2 protein-coding genes are annotated in these 2,970 nt (G+C 73.8%); both read right to left on the reverse strand.

The window, feature by feature from the left end; all coding sequences use genetic code 11:
- Nucleotides 1–306: 306 nt before the first annotated feature.
- Nucleotides 307–1,077 (reverse strand): DUF5995 family protein, encoded by a 771-nt coding sequence (locus PSH25_RS28705; protein WP_210785763.1) that lies wholly within the window; start codon nt 1,075–1,077, stop codon nt 307–309.
- 139 nt (nt 1,078–1,216) lie between these two features.
- Nucleotides 1,217–2,970: LuxR family transcriptional regulator (locus PSH25_RS28710; RefSeq protein WP_238662009.1), on the reverse strand; the 1,754-nt coding region annotated here is incomplete at its 5' end.

The following is a 2,970-nucleotide window of genomic DNA, read 5'->3' on the forward strand; positions in this document are numbered from 1 at the left end:
GGGGCGGGCGGCGGGCCGGCGCCGGGCCAGGACGGTCATGGCGCGGGCGTACCCGATCCGAGCCCGCCGACACCCCCGGATCCGCACGCCGTCGAGGTGACCATCCTGGCCCGGCGCTCCCCCACCGTCGGCCGACACCCCCCGGGCCGGCCGACGGTGGCAGACGGTCGACACCCCCCGGCCGACCGGCTGTCCCCCGACGTGGCCGGCCCGACCTCGGGCGGCCACGCGGGGTGGAACTGGTGGGACGCGCTCCCGCGCTCCGCCGCCCCCCACGGGGCGGAGCGCGGGAGCCCCCCGTCCCGGCTACTGCAGGAACGCCCCGAGGGGCGAGAGCAGCAGCCGGCCGAGCGCTGCGGCGTTGTCGTCCAACCGTGTGCGCTCACACTCGCGGGCGTCCGGATCGTGCCGGCACCGCCAGATCTTCTGCGCGTTGCGCCAGGCGACATCGCGCGTGTACTCGACCAGTTCCCCCTGGTACCAGTCGTCGATGTCGCCGTTGAGCATGTCGATGAGCAGCTGCCACCGCTCCAGATAGCCACGGCGCAGGCCGGGGATCTTGTCCGCGAAGATGTTGTTGATTTCGAGGTAGTCGTGGTGCTGGTCGCTGCCGTCGACCGGCTCCGACTCCAGGTGGTCGAACGTGGTCACCAGGGCGAACGGCAGGTCGAAGTTGATGTGGGCGTTCACCCCGGCCGCCGCCGAGGGCAGCGGCCGGGCGTCCGGCCCCCGCATCCGCTCGAAGAGGCACGACCACGCCTTCGGGGTGCCAGGGCTGGAGTCGGTCCACAGCCGCATCGCGTCGAAATACCGGGCGGCGAACTCGACGTCGAGCCGGGAGAGGAAGACCGGGTCGACGAAGCGGTCGTCGTACAGCCCGTCCAGCACGCTGCTGGTGATGGTCAGGTAGAGCTTGTTGAAGTCAGCGAGGGGGCAACTGGCCTCCAGCGGAGGCAGCCGGACCAGCATGTCCTGGAGCTTGGTCAGGTGATCGACCACGGCCGGCACGTCCGCGGGGTGGTCGGCGAGCAGGTCGACGATGTCCCGGTGCACGGGCCCCCAGACCGGTTCGATCATTTCTCCTCCATCGTGGTCGGCGGCCTCCCCCGTGCCGTCGTCGACGCGGCCCAGCCTCTCAGCCGACACCCGCCCGCCGGATCAGTAGAACGACGTATCCCGGCGCGCACACGCGCCGGGATACGTACGCAGTGGTGGGTCAGGCCCGTTGGTTGCGCAACTGGATCGCGCTGGCCTGCACGCGGGTACGGACCTGGAGCTTGTCGAAGATGTGCGACACGTGCACCCCGATGGTCCGTTCACTGATGAACAGCCGCTGCCCGATCTCCTTGTTGGTCAACCCCTCCGCGACCAGGGCGAGCACTTCCCGCTCCCGGGCGGTGAGCGCCGCCAACTCGTCGTCGGACGCCTCCACCGGGGCGCTGCGCGTACCGGTGGTGCTGTCGCGCTCGTCCAGCGACACCCGGGCCCGCCCGGCCAGCTCGCGGATCTCCGAGGTCAACGGCACCGCGCCCAACCCCTGCGCGACCCGGTACGCCTCCCGCAGAAGCTTGCCGGCGGTGGCCACCCGGCTGCGCCGAGCCAGCAGCGCCTCGGCCTGCCGCAGCCGCGAGTAGGCCGCCGGATACGGGTGATTCCGTCGATCCCACTCGGCGGCCGACACGGCCCACAGCTCCGGGTCGCTGCCGTCGAGGCGGCTCACCTCGGCGGCGCACAGGGCCAGGAAGCCCTCCACCACCGAGCGCACCGGCCGGGCGGCCCCGGCGCTCTTGCGGGCCACCCGATCGGCCACGTCGCGCAGCCGGCGCACCGCCGTCGGGTCCACCTCCACGGTGCGACTGGCGTGCGCCTCGGCCTCGGCGCGCAGGCCGTGCCAGACCAACGCGGAGAGGATCATCACGTCGTCGGAGCGACTCTCGGTGAGGCCGCGCTGCACCGCCTGCCGCGCCACGTCGTGCCGGCCCTCCCACATGGCCAGCCCGGAGCGCAGGGTGAGCAGCGGAATGACGTGTCGCGCCCCGCCGCCGGCGAGCAGGGTCGCCACCGCGTCGAGGTCCCGACCGGCGGCCTCGATGTCGCCGTAGCCCACCGAGAGCCGGCACCGGGCCAGCAGCAGTTCCACGGCGTCCGCACCGGACGGTCGGTGCCGCAGGGCCGCGGCCACCACCTTCTCCGCCTCGGCCCACTGGCCCACCCGGAACAGCCCGTTGATGGCGATGGCCAGCAGCCGGGTGCCCCAGGTGCGGCCCAACCCCAGCTCGGCCACCCGTTCGGCGCCGCGCCGGGCCACCACCACACCCTCTTCGAGGATGTTCAGTGGCCCGGTCAGCAGCTCCGCCAGGTGCAGGTACGCGCAGGCCACGTCCTCGGGCTGGCCGGCACGCTCGGCGGTGTCGAGGGCGTCGCGCATGACCGCCAGCCCGGCGTCCGGGTCTTCCAGGCAGGCGTCGCTGAAGCCCAGCGCCGAGCTGGCCAGCACCACCTCGGTGGCCGAGCCCTCCACGTTCTCGGCCAGCGCCAGCGCCTCGCGGGCCCGCTCGCCGGCGTCGGCGTACCGACCCAGGTGCAGCAGCAGCTCGGCCAGGCGGGCGGCGGCGCTCGCCCGGTCCCGAGGGGAGCAGTCCTCCGCCTTCAGCGCCCGCTGGTATTCCTCCTCGGCCAGCGCGGAGCGACCGGCGGCGGCCAGGTAGCGGGCGCGGCGGATGTGCAGCGCGCAGCTCGGCTCGCCACCGCGCAACGCGACCAGCTCCTCCAGCAGGGCCAACGCGCGGGCGTGTTCCCCACAGTGGTGGGCCGCCTCGGCGGCGTTCTCCAGCAACTCGACCCGGTCCACCGTGAGCGGGCCCGGCTCGGCGGCCAACTGCAACGCCGCCGACCAGTGCCGGTGCGCCTCGGCGTAACCGTGCAGCCGTTCGGCCTCCTGGGCGGCGGCCACCGCCGCCGGCAGGGCGC

This window comes from Micromonospora foliorum, assembly GCF_022229015.1.
GTDB lineage: Bacteria > Actinomycetota > Actinomycetes > Mycobacteriales > Micromonosporaceae > Micromonospora > Micromonospora foliorum.

Bases quoted from the DNA above. Each gene is read 5' to 3' on its own strand.
- PSH25_RS28705 (WP_210785763.1), bottom strand. From the start codon at position 1,077: ATGATCGAACCGGTCTGGGGGCCCGTGCACCGGGACATCGTCGACCTG.